The organism is Plantactinospora endophytica, assembly GCF_016862915.1.
Lineage (GTDB): Bacteria > Actinomycetota > Actinomycetes > Mycobacteriales > Micromonosporaceae > Plantactinospora > Plantactinospora endophytica.
Genome location: NZ_BONW01000002.1, coordinates 39,527 through 55,394, shown reverse-complemented (window position 1 = coordinate 55,394; position 15,868 = coordinate 39,527). Strand labels below are relative to the sequence as shown.

At 74.0% G+C, this 15,868-nt stretch carries 12 protein-coding genes and 2 pseudogenes; 11 read left to right on the top strand and 3 right to left on the bottom strand.

What is annotated here, in order from left to right; genetic code table 11:
* Positions 1-34: 34 nt before the first annotated feature.
* A complete protein-coding gene (locus Pen02_RS03175; RefSeq protein WP_203864388.1) occupies positions 35-1,942 on the top strand; it encodes a serine/threonine-protein kinase in 1,908 nt (635 codons plus the stop codon).
* 107 nt (positions 1,943-2,049) lie between these two features.
* Positions 2,050-3,744, top strand: coding sequence for a phospho-sugar mutase (locus tag Pen02_RS03170; RefSeq protein ID WP_203864387.1), 1,695 nt, complete (start codon positions 2,050-2,052; stop codon positions 3,742-3,744).
* Positions 3,745-3,772: 28 nt separating this feature from the next.
* Here the strand turns inward: Pen02_RS03170 and Pen02_RS03165 are convergent, their stop codons facing one another.
* Both Pen02_RS03165 and upp read right to left on the bottom strand, forming a co-directional pair.
* A complete protein-coding gene (locus Pen02_RS03165; RefSeq protein ID WP_203864386.1) occupies positions 3,773-4,450 on the bottom strand; it encodes a GOLPH3/VPS74 family protein in 678 nt (225 codons plus the stop codon).
* Between the two features lie 138 nt (positions 4,451-4,588).
* On the bottom strand, positions 4,589-5,221 hold the full coding sequence (upp, locus tag Pen02_RS03160; protein WP_203864385.1) for a uracil phosphoribosyltransferase: 633 nt from the start codon (positions 5,219-5,221) through the stop codon (positions 4,589-4,591).
* A 147-nt stretch (positions 5,222-5,368) separates the two neighbouring features.
* Here upp and Pen02_RS42765 point away from each other — a divergent pair.
* The 8 genes and pseudogenes from Pen02_RS42765 to cydC all read left to right on the top strand — a co-directional run.
* A pseudogene (locus Pen02_RS42765) lies at positions 5,369-5,809 on the top strand (deoxyribose-phosphate aldolase); the annotation flags it as partial.
* A gap of 93 nt (positions 5,810-5,902) precedes the next feature.
* Positions 5,903-6,517 (top strand): annotated as a pseudogene (deoC, locus tag Pen02_RS42760) (deoxyribose-phosphate aldolase); the annotation flags it as partial.
* A gap of 4 nt (positions 6,518-6,521) precedes the next feature.
* A complete protein-coding gene (locus Pen02_RS03145) occupies positions 6,522-7,946 on the top strand; it encodes an aldehyde dehydrogenase family protein (protein ID WP_203864384.1) in 1,425 nt (474 codons plus the stop codon).
* Positions 7,939-8,763 carry an aldehyde dehydrogenase family protein gene (locus Pen02_RS03140; RefSeq protein WP_203864383.1) on the top strand — a complete coding sequence of 275 codons (825 nt, stop codon included), beginning with the start codon at positions 7,939-7,941 and terminating at the stop codon, positions 8,761-8,763. The genes Pen02_RS03145 and Pen02_RS03140 overlap by 8 nt, the downstream gene beginning before the upstream one ends.
* Positions 8,764-8,934: 171 nt before the next feature.
* Complete coding sequence (locus Pen02_RS03135; protein ID WP_203864382.1) at positions 8,935-9,357, top strand: BlaI/MecI/CopY family transcriptional regulator; 423 nt, start codon at positions 8,935-8,937, stop codon at positions 9,355-9,357.
* Positions 9,358-9,361: 4 nt separating this feature from the next.
* Positions 9,362-10,285, top strand: coding sequence for a M56 family metallopeptidase (locus tag Pen02_RS03130; protein ID WP_203864381.1), 924 nt, complete (start codon positions 9,362-9,364; stop codon positions 10,283-10,285).
* 204 nt (positions 10,286-10,489) lie between these two features.
* Positions 10,490-12,454, top strand: a complete 1,965-nt coding sequence (locus tag Pen02_RS41520) for an ABC transporter ATP-binding protein/permease (protein ID WP_239139985.1) — start codon at positions 10,490-10,492, stop codon at positions 12,452-12,454.
* Positions 12,451-14,277, top strand: a complete 1,827-nt coding sequence (gene cydC, locus Pen02_RS03115; RefSeq protein ID WP_203864380.1) for a thiol reductant ABC exporter subunit CydC — start codon at positions 12,451-12,453, stop codon at positions 14,275-14,277. The genes Pen02_RS41520 and cydC overlap by 4 nt, the downstream gene beginning before the upstream one ends.
* Positions 14,278-14,388: 111 nt before the next feature.
* Here the strand turns inward: cydC and Pen02_RS03110 are convergent, their stop codons facing one another.
* Positions 14,389-14,736, bottom strand: a complete 348-nt coding sequence (locus Pen02_RS03110; RefSeq protein ID WP_203864379.1) for a PadR family transcriptional regulator — start codon at positions 14,734-14,736, stop codon at positions 14,389-14,391.
* 153 nt (positions 14,737-14,889) lie between these two features.
* Between Pen02_RS03110 and Pen02_RS03105 the strand changes: the two genes are divergently transcribed.
* On the top strand, positions 14,890-15,852 hold the full coding sequence (locus Pen02_RS03105; protein WP_372445559.1) for a SatS C-terminal domain-containing protein: 963 nt from the start codon (positions 14,890-14,892) through the stop codon (positions 15,850-15,852).
* Positions 15,853-15,868 lie beyond the last annotated feature (16 nt).

The following is a 15,868-nucleotide window of genomic DNA, read 5'->3' as shown; positions in this document are numbered from 1 at the left end:
CCTGTGCCCCTCGATTCTCTTCGGTGGCTTCTCTGTGACTCAGATCCCGACGTGGAGTGGCGGACCGGCCAATCCCACCAACGGACGTGCGGCACCCGGCATCACCATCGGCGGTCGGTACTCGTTGCGGGCGGCGGTCGGCCACGGCGGCATGGGCACGGTGTGGCGCGCGGCCGACACCCTGCTGCGCCGCGACGTGGCGGTGAAGGAGGTCGTGCTCCCACCGGGGCTGGCCCCCAGCGACCGCGACGCGATGTACGAACGCACCCTCCGCGAGGCGCGGGCCGCGGCGGCCCTACAGCACCCGGCGGTGGTGCAGGTCTACGACGTGGTCACCGAGGGCGGGCGGCCGTGGATCGTGATGGAGCTGCTCGACGCGCGCAGCCTCGCCGACATGGTGATCGAGGACGGCCCGCTCGCCCCACGCGCCGTGGCGAAGATCGGCATCGCCCTGCTCGGCGCGCTGGAGGTGGCGCACGCGATCGGGGTACTGCACCGCGACGTCAAGCCGGCCAACGTACTGATCTGCAACGACGGCCGGTGCGTGCTCACCGACTTCGGGGTGGCCCGGATGCCGACCGACGTCCAGCTCACCACCCCCGGCATGGTGCTCGGGTCGCCGCACTTCATCTCGCCGGAGCGGGCCATGGGCCAGGACTTCGGCCCGCCCAGTGACCTCTTCTCGCTCGGCGTCACCCTCTACACGGCGGTCGAGGGCCGGCCGCCGTTCGACAAGGGCGACCCGATCGAGACCATGCACGCGGTGGTGGAGGACCCGCCCGCCCCGCCGGTCCGGTCCGGGGCGCTGACCCGGGTGCTGCTCGGCCTGCTGGAGAAGGACCCGGCCCGCCGGCTCGACGTGACCGCCTCCCGCACCATGCTCCGCGAGCTGCTGGCCGGCCCACTGGCCAGCAACGCCGCCGGGCACATGGTCACCGACCCGTACGCGGTGGTGCCGAGCCAGCGTTCGCCGTGGCAGCAGCCGGCACCCGGCGCCGCCCCAGCCGGCGCGGCGCCGAACTCCACCCGGCCGGCGAACGGCGAGATCGGCGGCCGGGCGATGCTCGCCCCCAACGAGTCCCCGACCGAGCGGCTGAGCCGGAACGCCCGCGACGCCGCCGGCTCGAACCGGCCGCCCGCGACCGGCGACGACCCGCTGGACACCCCGACCGGGGCGATGCCCGGCACGGGCGGCCGGCGCGCGGCGCTCAACACGCCGACCGGGGCGATGCCGGGGCACGGCGGTCGGGGCGGTACGGTGCACGTGGCCAGGGGCGGCGGCCTGGGGCGTGGCCTTTCCGGCGCCCGGCAGACCGGCGGCTCGGTGCTCGATACGGTCAAGGGCTGGCCGCGCAACATGCAGCTCGCGGTGGCCGGCGGGGTGGCTGCGGTGCTGCTGATCGGCATCGTCGCCCTCTCCCTCGGCGGCGGTGACGACGACCCGGCCGGCACACCTCCGCCGCAGGCCGGGCCGACCAGCCAGGCACCCGTCCAGGCGGCGTTCGCCACCCAGGCGCACAGCGCGAAGGGTGTCTCGGTGAACGTCCCGAAGGGCTGGAAGAAGAACGTCGGCGGGGTCTTCACCGACTACACCGATCCGGAGGACAGCGGCCGGCGGGTGCGGATCCTGGTCGAGTCCGGCAAGACGCCGATGGGCTTCATGAAGGTCGCCGAGGGCGGCCTGAAGAAGAACAACAGCAGCTGCAAGAAGCCGTACGCCCAGGTGGCGCTCCAGGAGGTCGAGGTCGGCGGCAAGCCGGCCGCCGAGCTGGAGTACACCTGCGGGGAGGGTGACGGCAAGCGGCACGGCGTCTGGCGGGCGGTCACCGAGGACGGCAAGGCGTACTCGTTCTACCTGACCACCCCGGACGAGCGGTTCGAGGAGAGCAAGCCGATCTTCGACGAGATGGTCAAGTCGTTCCGGCTCACCAACGCCGGCTGACCCCACCCGCCGCCGGCTGACGAATTCGCCCCGGCCCCGTCTGGCGTACACCACGCCGGGCGGGGCCGGGCTGCGTCCGGGATCGGTGGACGTGCTATCACAGTCCGATGGCGGCGAAACCGAACCAGCGGGACGACGTATCCCCCGACGAGTTGACCGGGCTGCGGGCCCGGGCGCAGACGTGGCTCGACGACGACCCCGACCCGGCGACCCGGGACGAACTGCGGGCCGTCCTCGACCGGCTGCCGGCCAGCGCGGCCGAGTTGGCCGACCGGTTCGCCGGGCCGCTCACCTTCGGCACCGCCGGGCTGCGTGGGCCGCTGCGCGCCGGCCCGAACGGGATGAACCTGGCCGTGGTCACGGCGGCGGCGGCCGGGCTGGTCGGCTGGCTCGCCGGCCGCGACGCGCCCGGCCCGCTGGTGATCGGGTACGACGCACGGCACGGCTCGAAGCAGTTCGCCCAGCGAACCGCCCGGGTGGCCACCGGGGCGGGTCGACCCGCCGTGGTGCTGCCCCGGCCACTGCCCACACCGGTGCTGGCGTACGCGGTCCGGGCCCTCGGGGCGGTCGCCGGGGTGATGGTCACCGCCAGCCACAACCCTCCGCAGGACAACGGCTACAAGGTCTACCTGGGCGCCGAACTCGGCGGTGTGCTGGGCGCGGGTGCGCAGATCGTGCCCCCGGTCGACGCCGAGATCTCGGCCGCCATCGCGGCGGTCGGGCCGCTCGCGGCGGTACCGCTGGGTCCGCCCGGCGAGGTGCTCGGCGACGACGTCGTGGCGGCGTACGTGCGGGACGTGGCGGCCCTGGTCGCACCGGACGGCGCGCGGGAGCTGACGATCGCGTACACGCCGCTGCACGGGGTGGGTGCGGCGGTCCTCACCTCGGTCTTCGCCCGGGCCGGGTTCGCCGTACCGGGGGTGGTGGCCGAGCAGGCCGAGCCCGATCCGGACTTCCCCACCGTCTCGTTCCCCAACCCGGAGGAGCCGGGCGCGACCGACAAGCTGCTCGCCCTCGCCCGGTCGATCGGGGCGGACCTGGCGATCGCCAACGACCCGGACGCCGACCGGTGCGCCGTGGCGATCCCGGACCGGGTACGCGGCTGGCGGATGCTGCACGGCGACGAGGTGGGGGTACTGCTGGCCGACCACCTGGTCAGCCGGGGCGGCAGCGGGCTCTTCGCCACCACCATCGTCTCCTCCTCGCAACTGCGCGCCCTGTGCGAGGCGGGCGGCCGGCCGTACGCGGAGACGCTCACCGGGTTCAAGTGGATCGTCCGGGCCGAGTCCGGGACCGAGCCGCTGCGGTACGGCTACGAGGAGGCGCTGGGCTACTGCGTCGCCCCGGAGCTGGTCCGGGACAAGGACGGGATCAGCGCCGCACTGCTCTTCGCCGAGCTGGCGGCGACGCTGAAGGCGCGGGGGCGCACCGTGGCAGACCGGCTCGACGAACTGGCCGGCACACTCGGCGTGTACCTGACCGACCAGCTCGCGGTCCGGGTCGACGACCTGCGCGAGATCGAGAACACGATGACCTACATCCGGACGAAGACCCCGACGACCCTGCTCGACGAGCCGGTGACCTCGGTGGAGGATCTGGCTCCGGCGGCGGACGTACTGATCCTGCGTACCGGTTCGGCCCGGGTGGTGGTTCGGCCGTCCGGGACCGAGCCGAAGCTGAAGGCGTACCTGGAGGTGCTGGAGTCGGTGCCGGACGGCGACGTACCGGCGGCCCGGGAACGCGCCGCCGCCTCGGTACGCGCGCTGCGCACCGAGACCGCCGCCGCCCTCGGCATCTGGTAGGCCGCCCCGGTACGCCGGGCCCTGCCGGTCAGGCCCGGCTGCCCAGCGCGGCGTCGATGGCCCGGGAGAGTGCGGCGATCACCAGCGCCACCGAGGGCCGGATCGTCGACTCCTCCAGGCTGACGTCGTCGGTGAACCCGGCTCCCCGGGCGATCGCCGTCAGCCGGTTCCGGGCGTCCTCGGCGGCCGTGCCGGTCAACCCCAGGCTGGGCTGTACCCGGATCGCCGCCATCACGGCGGCCAGCGCGGCGGTCCGCTCGTCCGGTACGCCCTCGCCGGTCAGCGCGCTCGTCAGCCGGTTCCGGATCTCGGTCTCGACCGACGGGTCGAGCACCGGATAGCGGTGGACGTGGATGTAGCCGAGTTCGGTCTCGTCGACGTCGCTGATCACCCCGCGCGCGCAGAGGCCGGTCAGGATCCGGTCGCGCAGCCCGTGCCGGAGCCGCTGCACCCAGGAGGCCGGCGTGTGCGGGGTGTCCGCGGCGATCCGGGCGAGTACGTCGTCGGCGACCGGGTCGCCGGTCGGTGTGGAGTCGGTGGCCACGATCGAGCCGTCGGAGAAGGCGACCCGGCCGGCCAGGGCGAGGTCGACCAGCACGGCGGCGGCCATCCCCAGGTCGAGGCCGATCCGGGAACCTGTCGCCTTACCGGACTTATCGTCGTAGCCGAGCAGGAGCAACTCTTCGGCCAGCCCAACACCAGTCATGGCCCGAGACGGTAGCCGCTTCGCGCCAGCCGCGCATGTGTCCTGGCCGGACCGGGCCGGACGCCCGCCGGAATCGGCGCCGGGCCGCTGCTGCTGACGATCGGGGTGCTGCTGCCCGGCCGCCGGAATTCGGCGCGATCAGAACCGGGGCATACCGCCGAACTGGCGGTCGCCCGCGTCGCCGAGCCCCGGCACGATGAACATCTTGTCGTTGAGCCGCTCGTCGATGGCGGCGGTGACCAGCCGCAGCGGCAGCCCGGACCGGTCCAGCCGCTCGATACCGGCCGGCGCGGCGAGTACGCAGAGCACGGTGATGTCGGTGGCGCCCCGGTCGGCGAGCAGTCGGCAGCAGTGCTCCAGCGAGCCGCCGGTGGCCAGCATCGGGTCGAGCACGAGTACCGGGCGGCCGGTCAGGTCGGGCGGCAGCGACTCCATGTAGGCGCGCGGCTCGTACGTGTGCTCGTCCCGGGCCAGCCCGACGAAGCCCATCGACGACTCGGGCAGCAAACCGAGCGCCGAGTCGGCCATGCCCAGTCCGGCGCGCAGCACCGGTACCAGCAGCGGCGGGTTGGCCAGCCGGATGCCCTGGGTGGGCGCCACCGGGGTGTCGATCGGGAACTGTTCGACCGGCAGCGAGCGCGCGGCCTCGTACACCAGCATGGTGGTGAGTTCGTGCAGCGCGGCGCGGAACGACGCCGAGTCGGTCCGGGCGTCGCGCATCACGGTCAGCCGCGTCTGGGCCACGGGATGGTCAACCACGAGTACGTCCACGGTCGCTCAACCTACCGGTAACCCCGACCGGCATCTTCTCCTGGTCACCGGCTTCCGGCCGGCCGGCTTCCCGGCGGGCGACCGGCGCGGGCAGCGGGTGGGTATGGCCAAGATCACACGCATGCGTCGGTGCGTAGACTTGCCGGCATGACGGCGACAACGGCGTCGGCGCGGTCCGACCTGTCCGAGGTGGGGCGCTCCGAGGCGACCCTGCGGACCTTCCTGCACGGCCTGCCCGGGGTGGACCAGGTGGGCGCGGAGCAGCGGGCGGCGATGCTCGGCACCCGCTCGATCAAGACCAGTGCCAAGGCGTGGGCGATCGACCTGGCGATCCGGATGGTCGACCTGACCACGCTGGAGGGCGCCGACACGCCCGGCAAGGTACGCGCGCTGGCCGCCAAGGCGCTGCGCCCGGACCCGGCCGACCCGTCGTGCCCGTCGGTCGCCGCCGTCTGTGTCTATCCGACGATGGTTCCGGTGGCCGCCGCCGTGCTGTGGGGCGGGACACCCGGCCCGGCCGGGCCGTCCGAGGACGGGACCGGCTCCGACGGCTTCCGTGCCGGGAGCGGCTCCGACAACGGCAGCGTTCCCCGGCTGGGGCTGCTCGGCGAGCCGTCCGACGGCCGGGGCCCACGGGACGGCACGGATCGTGCCGGCGGTCGGCTGGCGCTGCCCGGCCCCGCCCCCGCCAGCCGGGTGCACCTGGCCAGCGTCGCCACGGCGTTCCCGTCCGGCCAGGCACCGCTGGAGGTGCGGCTCGCGGACACCCGGGCGGCGGTGGCCGCCGGTGCCGACGAGATCGACATGGTGATCAACCGGGGCGCCTTCCTCTCCGGCCGCTACCAGGAGGTCTACGACGAGATCTTCGCGGTGAAGGCGGCCTGCGGAAACGCCCACCTCAAGGTCATCCTGGAGACCGGCGAGCTGGCCACCTACGACAGCGTCCGGCGGGCCTCCTGGCTGGCCATGCTGGCCGGCGCCGACTTCATCAAGACCTCGACCGGCAAGGTGCCGGTGGCCGCCACCCTGCCGGTCACCCTGGTCATGCTGGAGGCGGTCCGGGACTTCCGGGACGCCACCGGGCGGCAGGTCGGGGTCAAGCCGGCCGGCGGGATCCGGACCACCAAGGACGCGATCAAATACCTGGTACTGGTCAACGAGACCGCCGGCCCCGACTGGCTGCACCCGGACTGGTTCCGGTTCGGCGCCTCCAGCCTGCTCAACGACCTGCTGATGCAGCGCACCAAGCTGAGCACCGGCGTCTACTCCGGCCCCGACTACTTCACCCTGGACTGAACCGATGTTCGAATACGCTCCGGCGCCGGAGTCGCGCGCCGTCGTGGAAGTGAAGCCGTCGTACGGGCTGTTCATCGACGGCGAGTTCGTCGACGGCGAGGACCGCAACAAGACGGTCAACCCCGCCTCCGAGGAGGTACTGGCCGAGGTCGCCTGGGCCGGCCCGGCCAACGTGGACCGGGCGGTACGGGCGGCCCGCCGGGCGTACGACGAGGTCTGGGGTCCGATGTCCGGCCGGGACCGGGCCAAGTACCTGTTCCGGATCGCCCGGATCGTCCAGGAGCGGTCCCGCGAACTGGCCGTGCTGGAGTCGCTGGACAACGGCAAGCCGATCCGGGAGTCCCGGGACGTCGACCTTCCACTGGTCGCCGCGCACTTCTTCTACTACGCCGGCTGGGCCGACAAGCTCGGCCACGCCGGCTACGGCCCGGACCCGCGCCCGCTGGGCGTGGCCGGCCAGGTCATCCCGTGGAACTTCCCGCTGCTGATGCTGGCCTGGAAGATCGCCCCGGCGCTGGCCGCCGGCAACACGGTGGTGCTCAAGCCGGCCGAGACCACCCCGCTGACGGCGCTGCTCTTCGCGGAGATCTGCCAGCAGGCCGACCTGCCGCCCGGCGTGGTCAACATCGTCACCGGGGCCGGCGAGACCGGCCGGGCGCTGGTCGAGCACGACGGGATCGCCAAGGTGGCCTTCACCGGCTCCACCGAGGTCGGCCGGCAGATCGCCCGCTCGGTGGCCGGCACCCGCAAGAAGCTCACCCTGGAGTTGGGCGGCAAGGCGGCGAACATCGTCTTCGACGACGCCCCGGTCGACCAGGCCGTCGAGGGCATCGTCAACGGCATCTTCTTCAACCAGGGCCACGTCTGCTGCGCCGGCTCCCGGCTGCTGGTCCAGGAATCGGTGTACGACGAGGTGCTCGGCTCGCTCAAGCGCCGGATGGCCCGGCTGCGGGTCGGCGACCCGCTGGACAAGAACACCGACATCGGCGCGATCAACTCGGCGGCACAGCTCGACCGGATCCGGGAGCTGAGCGAGATCGGGTCGTCCGAGGGGGCCGAGCGGTGGTCCCCGCCGTGCGAGCTGCCGGACCGGGGCTTCTGGTTCGCCCCGACCATCTTCACCGGGGTCAGCCAGGCACACCGGATCGCCCGGGAGGAGATCTTCGGGCCGGTGCTCTCGGTACTCACCTTCCGGACCCCGGCCGAGGCGGTGGAGAAGGCGAACAACACGCCTTACGGACTCTCGGCGGGAATCTGGACCGACAAGGGCTCCCGGATCCTCTGGATGGCCGACCGGCTGCGCGCCGGAGTGGTCTGGGCCAACACGTTCAACAAGTTCGACCCCACCTCGCCGTTCGGCGGCTACAAGGAGTCGGGCTACGGCCGGGAGGGTGGCCGGCAGGGGCTGGAGGCGTACCTCGATGTCTGAGCGGATTGCGGTACGCAAGACGTACAAGCTCTTCATCGGCGGGAAGTTCCCGCGCAGCGAGTCGGGGCGGTCGTATCCGGTGCAGAACTCCAACGTGGCGCTCGCCTCCCGGAAGGACGTCCGGGACGCCGTGCTGGCGGCGCGGGCGGCGGTCAAGGGCTGGTCCGGCGCGACCGCGTACAACCGGGGGCAGATCCTCTACCGGGTCGCCGAGATGCTGGAGGGGCGGCGGGACCAGTTCGTCGGCCTCGGCGTGCCGGCCGCCGAGGTGGACGAGGCGATCGACCGCTGGGTCTGGTACGCCGGCTGGGCCGACAAGCTGACCCAGGTGTACGGCAACGCCAACCCGGTCGCCGGGCCGTACTTCAACCTCTCCGCGCCGGAGCCGACCGGCGTGGTCGGGGTGCTCGCCCCGACCGAGCCGGCCCTGCTCGGGCTGGTCAGCGTGGTGGCCCCGGCGATCGTCAGCGGCAACACGGTGGTGGTGCTGGTCGCCGAGGCGAGCCCGCTGCCTGCGATCACCCTCTCCGAGGTGCTGGCCACCTCCGACCTGCCCGGCGGGGTGGTCAACCTGCTCACCGGTCGGCCGGCCGAGACCGCGCCCTGGCTGGCCGGGCACATGGACGTGAACGCGCTCGACCTGACCGGGGTCGACGACCCGGAACTCGCCGCCGAGTTGGAGCGGGCCGCCGCCGGCAACCTCAAGCGGGTACTCCGGCCGGCCGCCGGACCGGTGGACTGGACCGCCGATCCCGGTGTCGGCCGGATGACCGCGCTGCTGGAGACCAAGACCGTCTGGCACCCGAAGGGTGTGTGACCGGCCCGGGTGTCTTTCCCGGGCCGGTGCCGCACCGGCCGGTCCGGTCAGATGCGACGGGCTCCCGGTCGGCCGTCCTGCACCACGACCGAGGCGTACGTGGACTCCGGCGTTTCCGGCCGGCGGGCGACGGGGCCGGACCGGTACGACAGCGGGTAGTAGAATTGTCGCGTGACGCGACTCGGTGATCTCGAACGTGCGGTGATGGACGTGCTCTGGGACCGGGGCGCCGGTGCCGGGGCGACCGTACGCGAGGTGGCCGAGGCGCTGCGGGACCGTGAGCTGGCGTACACCACGGTGATGACCGTGCTCGACCGGCTGGCCGGCAAGGGCATGGTCGAGCGCGAGCGGGAGGGCCGGGCCTGGCGCTACCGGCCGGCCGCCAGTCGGGAGGCGCACATCGCCCGGCTGATGCTCGACGCCCTGGACCTGGCCGGCAGCCGGGACGCCGCACTGGTCCGGTTCGCCCGCTCGGTGACCGGTACCGAGGCCGAGGTGCTGCGCGCGGCGCTCGACGAGGAGGCCGGCGACACCCCGGCCACGGCCGGTCCGGTGGCGACCGACCGGCCGCCCGTCGTGAAACGGCAGGTCTGAGTCGATGACGTACGCCCTGCACTTCGCGCTCGCCGTCCTGGCCTGCTATCTCGCCGCCCGGGCGCTGACCCGTTCCGGCCGGCTGGGTGCCGGTTGGGCCTGGCACAGCCCCCGGGTCGCGATCATCTGCTGGCAGGCGGTCGGGCTGGCCCTCGGGCTCTCCGCGATCGGGCTGCCGATCTCCGTCGGACTCGCCCCGTACGGCCTGGGTCCGGGTTCGGCACTGCGGGCGCTGGCTGTCGACCTCTTCACCGGCGACGACCTGCCGCCCGGCCTCGGGGTGACCCACCTCGGCCTGGTCGGGATCGGCCTCGGCGTGGCGGCGGTACTGCTCGGCTCGACGGCGCGCAGCCTGCTCGGCGCGCTGCGCGCCCAGCGGCGGCACCGGGACCTGCTCACCCTGGTCGCCCGGGACGATCCGGCCGCGCCCGGCGCGCTGGTACTCGACCATCCCAGCGCCGCCGCCTACTGCCTGCCCGGGGTACGCCCGCAGGTGGTGGTCAGCGCCGGCACCCTGAGCCTGCTGGACCGGGCCCAGCTCGCGGCCGTACTCAGTCACGAGCGGGCGCACGCCGACGAGCGGCACGACCTGGTACTGCTTCCGTTCACCGCGCTGTGCCGGGCGCTGCCCGGCGTCCGCTGGGTACGCGCCGCGCACGAGGCGGTGGCACTGCTGGTGGAGATGCGTGCCGACGACAAGGCCCGGCGACTGCACGCCGACGGCCCGCTCGCCGCCGCCCTGCTACGGTTCGCCAGTGCCGGTTCCCGGGTCACCCCCGTCGGCGCCCTCGGGATGGCGGACGGCGAACTCGACGCCCGGGTGCAGCGGCTGCTGGCGGCCCGTCGGCCGGGTCGGCTGCCCGGCGCGACCGCGCTGGTGCTGGCCACTGCCCTGGTCAGCCTGCCGGTGTCGCTGTTCCTGCACTGAGCCGCCAGCTTCTACTACACCACGTAGTAAACTGGTCCTGTCAGGGAAGCTGACCGAAAAGATGCGTGGTATGGGAATTCGCGATGGTCGTCGGCCGGGTCGGCGGGTCCGGACGCTGCCGCCGCCGGCACCGTCCCGGGTACCGCCACCGACCGACGACCGCGTCCGCCAGGGTCCGCCGGTCACCGGCGCACCGGGACTCCGATGAGCCGCCGCCGCCGCCCGTTCGATCCCCGTCTGCTGCACCGGGTGCCCGGTGCGCGGCGGCACCTCGGGCTGCTCGGCGCGCTCGGGATCGCCGCCGCCGGACTGGTCATCGCCCAGGCCACCACGCTCGCCACGGTGCTCGCCGAGGCGGCCGGCGGACACCTCGACCGGGTCGCCCTGGCCGCCTTCCTGGCCAGTGTCGCCGGCCGCGCCGCCCTGCTCTGGGCGCAGGGGACGGTCGCCGCCCGCGCCGCGGCGACGGTCAAGGCGGCACTCCGCGCCGACCTGCTCGACGCCGTCGGCCGGCGTGGGCCGGGCTGGCTGTCCGGGCAGCGTACGGGCCAGCTCGCCACGCTGGCCGGGCGCGGGCTGGACGCGCTCGACGCGTACTTCACCGGTTATCTGCCGCAGCTCGTGCTGAGCGTCACGGTGCCGCTGGCGGTACTGGCCCGGCTGGTCTTCGCCGACTGGAGCTCCGCACTGGTCATCGCGGTGACCCTGCCGCTGGTCCCGATCTTCGGTGCGCTGCTCGGCTGGCAGGCCCAGGCCGCGACCGAGCGGCAGTGGCGCCGGCTGGCCCTGCTCGGCGGCCACTTCCTGGACATGGTGCGCGGACTGCCCACCCTGCACCTGTTCGGCCGGGCCCCGGCCCAGGTCGCCGTGGTACGCCGGATGGCGGACCGGCACCGGCTGGCGACCATGAAGACGCTGCGGATCGCCTTCCTCTCCGCGCTGGTACTCGAACTCGTCGCCACCCTCTCGGTCGCGCTGGTCGCGGTACCGATCGGCCTCCGGCTGCTCGGCGGGGGCCTCACCCTCCAGACGGCGCTGCTGGTGCTGCTGCTCGCCCCCGAGGCGTTCCTGCCGCTGCGCGCCGCAGGCAGTCAGTTCCACGCCAGCCAGGAGGGGCTGACCGCACTGGACGAGGCGCTGACCCTGCTCGACCCCGACCCGACGACCACCGCCACCGACCCCTCGGCGACCAGCCCGGCCGACCGCCCCACCACCGACCCCGCCGAACCGGCAACCACCGGCCCGCCGTCAGCCCTCGGCCGGCCCGAACCGTCAAGCACCGGCCCGCGCGGACGGTCGATCGACCGTCCGGGCGGCACCGAGGTTTCGGAGCGGGTCGCCGTCCGCTCCCCCGGCCCGGCGGGTTCGCTCGTCGGACCGGAGACCGGCTCGCTCGTTCCCGGGCAGTCGGGCGGCGCTCCGAACGGGGTGCGGGCGGACGGCGAGATCAGGTTCGAGTCGGTCACGGTCGACTACCCGCGCACCACGGCGCTGCGGGACGTCAGCCTCACCATCCGGCCAGGTGAGCGGATCGCCGTCGTCGGGCCGAGCGGCGCCGGCAAGAGCACGCTGCTGCACCTGCTGCTCGGCTTCGTCAGCCCGAGCAGCGGGCGGATCACCGTCGGCGGCACCGACCTCGCCGCCCTGGACCTGGCCGGATGGCGCCGGCAACTGGCCTGGGTACCGCAGCGGGCACACCTGTTCGGCACCTCGCTCGCCGACAACATCCGGCTCGGGGCGCCGGACGCGCCGGAGGAGGCGGTCCGGGCCGCCGTCCGGGCTGCCGCTCTGACCGAAGTGGTGGACGGGCTGCCCGAGGGTCTCGACACCCGGCTCGGCGAGGGCGGCCACGGGCTGTCCAGCGGGGAACGGCAGCGGGTCGCGCTGGCCAGGGCCTTCCTCCGGGACGCCCCGATCGTGCTGCTCGACGAGCCGACAGCCCGGCTCGACGCCGGTTCGGAGGCCGCCGTACTCGCCGCCACCGGGCGGCTGGTCGCCGGGCGTACCGCGCTGCTGGTGGCGCACCGGCCGACGCTGCTGGCCGGGGCGGACCGGGTACTCCGGGTCGAGGACGGCCGGGTGACCGAGCAGACCCGGCTCGGGTCCGGGCCGGCGGTCGGGCCCGGGACACCTGCCGTCGAGGAGACGCACCGGGAGGTGGTGGCGTGAGGCTGCGACCGGAACGGGTCGTCTGGCGGCTGGCCCGGCCGTACCTCGGTCGGCTGCTCGGCGCCGGCCTGCTCGCCGCCGGCACCGAACTCGCCGGGCTCGCCCTGCTGGCGACCGCGACCTGGCTGCTGGTCAGCGCCGCCGGCCGCCCACCGCTGGACACGCTCACCGTGGCGATCGTCGCGGTACGCGCGCTGGCGATCAGCCGAGGCGTGCTGCGCTACACCGAACGGCTGGCCGGGCACGACGCCGCGCTGCGGGTCGTCACCGAGGTCCGCGCCCGGGTCTTCGCCGCGCTGGCGGCCCGGCGCGGCAGCGCCGCACAGCACCGCGCCGCACAGAACTCCGCCGGGCGGCACTCCGGCGACCTGCTCAGCCGGCTCGTCTCGGACGTCGAGGCGGTGCAGGACCTGCTGCTCCGGGTACTCGTCCCCGGGGTGGCCGCCGCGCTCGTCGGCCTGCTCGCCGTACTCGGCGCGTCCGCCGTGGAGCCGCTCGCCGGGCTGGCCCTGGCCGGCGGGCTGCTGCTGGCCGGGGTGGTGCTGCCGGCGCTGGCGGCGATGCTGACCCGGCGTACCGCCGCCCGGGTGGCGCCGCTGCGCGGTGCGCTCGCCGGTGACGCGGTGGACCTGACCTCCGGCGCCGCCGACCTGGCCGCCTTCGGCGCCACCCGGGCGGCACTGGACCGGGCCGACGCCCGGGCCCGTGAACTGGCCGGGCTGGAACGCCGGACGGCGGCGCTGGGCTGGGCGGTGGACGGTCTCGGAATCCTGGTCGCCGGTGCGACCAGCGCCGCCGTGCTGACCGTGGCGCTCCGGGCCGGCGTCGACGGCGTACTCGTCGGGGTGCTCGGGGTCGGCACGCTCGCCGCCGTCGAGGCCGCCCTGGCGCTGGTCGGCGCGGCCCGGCAGTGGACCCGGCTGCGTACCGGCCTGACCCGGGTGGCCGACCTGCTGACCGGCGCCGACGGCGGCCCGGAGTCGCCGGACCGCCGCCCGCCGGACGCACCGGAGCCGACCGTCGGGATTGGAGCCGCAGACTCGGAGAAGGTCGCGGGCCGGTGGCACTGCCGGGTGGAGCGGGTGCGTCTCCGGTACCGCCGATCGGGCCCGCCCGCGCTCGACGGGATCGATCTCGACCTGCCGGCGGGCAGCCGGATCGCCGTCGTCGGGCCGAGCGGTGCGGGCAAGAGCAGTCTGCTCGGCGTACTGACCGGCATGGTCCGGCCGGACAGCGGCCGGGTCACCCTGAACGGCGTCGACCTGGCCGACCAGCCCGCCGAACGGCTGCCCCGGATCGTCGGCGGGCTGCTCGCCGAGGCACACGTCTTCCACGCCTCGGTCCGGGAGAACCTCCTGCTCGGCCGGACCGGGGCGACCGAGGAGGAACTGGCCGGCGCGGCCGGGGCGGCCGGCCTGCTGGACTGGGTACGCCAGCAGCCCGCCGGCTGGGACACGGTGGTGGGCGAGGACGGCGGTCAGCTCTCCGGCGGGCAGCGCCAACGCCTGCTGCTGGCCCGAGCCCTGCTCGCGGCCCCGGCCGGGATCCTGGTGCTGGACGAGCCGACCGAGGGTCTCGACCCCGGTGCCGCCGACCGGGTGCTCGCCTCGGCGACCGCACACGCCGGTCCGGACCGTACGGTGGTGCTGGTGACCCACCGGCTGTCCGGTTTGGACCGGTACGACGAGGTCATCGTGCTCGACGCGGGCCGGATCGCGCACCGGGGCAGCCACGCCGAGTTGGTCGAGCAGTCCGGCTGGTACCGCGACCAGTGGCTGCGCCAGGCCGGCGCGGAACGCGACCACCTCTCCGTCGGCTCCTGAGCCGCCAACCTGGCACGACGGGCCGAATCAGCGCGCCGAATCAGCCAGGGGTGCCAGGCGACGGCAGCGCGCCGGATCAGCCAGGGTGCCGGGCGAGGGCAGCGCGTCGGATCAGGCAGGTGTGCCGGGCGAGGGCAGCGTGCCGCCGCCGAGGAACTGCCCCACCGTCGAGCTGAACTCCTGCCAGTTGGACCGCTCGCCCGCGAGGGCCCGCTGCCCGGCGCCGGTCAGCTCGTAGGTCCGCCGCTCCCGGCCGTTGACGGTGCTCCAGGCGCTGCTGACGTAGCCGGCCCGCTCCAGCCGGCGCAGCGCCGGATAGATGGTCCCGGTGGGCAGGTTGAGTACGCCGCCGCTGCGGGCCCGGAGCGCTTCGATGATGGCGTACCCGTGCAGCGCACCGCGCTCCAGCACCGCGAGCAGCAGCGCATCGAGATGGCCGTGCAGCGCCTGGGCGTTCATAAGTAGCAAGACTACTAATATATGCACGGAAGTCCAACGGGGTGCCGGCATCCACGCCCGCCGCCGGCCTACTAGGGTGTGTGCGCAGAGTCACCGATCCGCCGGCTCCCTCGCCGGGTCGGGTGCCCATATCGAGCGCACACGGAGGTCAGCGTGGCCCGCCAGTCGTCCCACCGGCCCGACACCGAGCCCGGCAACGAGCCCGCCGGCAGCGACGGGGCTGTCGACCCCGGGCAGGTCGACGCCGGCTCCTCGGAAACCACCGACGACACCGACGCCGACGGCGCGGCGACGTCCGGCAGCACGGACCGGTCGCTCTGGGCGGAGACCCGGATCGATCCGGTCGAGATCGCCCTGCCCAGCGGCTCCGGCTTCACCCTGCGGACGTACCGCCCGGCGAGCGAACTGACCCCGACCGACATCGAGGACCGGGAGCAGGACGACCTCTTCGCCAGCAGGTCGCGGCAGGCCGAGGTGGACGAGGACGAGGACGACGAGACGGTCGTGATCCTCGACGAGGAGCTCGCCGACCAGTTCGCCGAGGCCGACCGCGAGGACGCGGAGCGGGACGGCAAGGCCGAGGACGCCGACGCGGACGCCGAAAAGGCCGAGGAAATCGAGGAGGAGACCGACGAGGTACCGGCCTTCCTCACCCACCGCGGCAAGCTCCTGCTTTTCAAGAGTCCTGAGGCACTTGTCACATTCGTCAAGTCCGGCGCGCCGCACGATCTGGCCGGTCTGGACACCTGGGACCGGCTCGCCGAGCGGATCACGCCGGCCGACGTCGCCCCGCTCGACGAGGACTCCTACGAGCTAGACCTCGTCGTGGAGAACCTTCGCGGCGGGCACGACGTCTGGGACGCGACGCTGCTCATCGAGGCCGGCGAGGTGGCCCGCGACCTGGCCTACGCGCTCCGGCTTCCCGCCGTACTGGATATGCTTTCTTCCGGCTCCAGCCTGGACGACCTCGACGAGGCGCTCCGGGCGACCGAAGCCGGCGGCCTCGGCAAATTCCGGGGTCGGCGGCGACTCAAGAAAATCGGGGCACAAACCGCAAGTCTCGGGTGGCGCACGATTATCGGCAAGATCTCTGCCGCCGTGGACTGGCGCGACTGACCCCTTACCAGGGAGC